The organism is Vibrio sp. 1078-1, from assembly GCF_033340475.1.
In genome coordinates this window covers 1-652 of the sequence record NZ_JAWOWM010000452.1, presented here as the reverse complement: position 1 = coordinate 652, position 652 = coordinate 1, and the positions used below count along the sequence as shown (strand labels likewise).

Here is a 652-nt window from a genome sequence, read left to right as displayed (position 1 = left end):
AGCATCCTCTAGCACCTGTTTAGCTTCTTGGATATTACCTACCACTAAGCTTGGTACATTCTCCAAATCAACATTGGTAAAATTGTTAACAAGGGCGAGGATTGTGTCTTGTTGAACCTGGTAATCAGAACGAGGTTCCAGCTGGGCTGGGTTATCTATACGCGACAGCAGGAAAGCATCTGCTTCATTTAGCGCCGCAGCGACCAAAGTAGCGTCATCCTTAGAGGTGTAGACATCAAACGGCAAGCCATTACCAATGCCAGGATTTCCGTTTTTATCAACAATGACACCAATATCAATAACATTTCCCGATTCAAGTGCTTGAACAACCCGTTCATCAATATCAGCATCAATTGCGCGGTCCAATGCTTGAACAGCTTTCTTCATGTTTTCAATATTAACATGATCACATTTAGTCATTTTCATTCTCCTTTCGAAAGATTGTTAAATTGGATAAATAATATCAATCCAATTGGCTCTGCAAAGACGCTGGATCTGCCCATTTTGGACAACCCAAGAGTTCTGGTAGAGTTTTTACCGAGCCGCGTATCCACTGCATTGACTCGAACCTCGTTCTAGCCGATACGTTCTAGAGGCTGTTACCCCACGCCTTTGATGTACATGTGCATAATTAAGTGTAATCAGACCGTTA

1 protein-coding gene is annotated in these 652 nt (G+C 42.5%); it reads right to left on the bottom strand.

Annotated features, from left to right (window positions below; translation table 11 throughout):
- A partial coding sequence (locus R7190_RS28145) for a hypothetical protein (protein ID WP_318137961.1) occupies positions 1–420 on the bottom strand: 420 nt, incomplete at its 3' end.
- Positions 421–652: the final 232 nt, after the last annotated feature.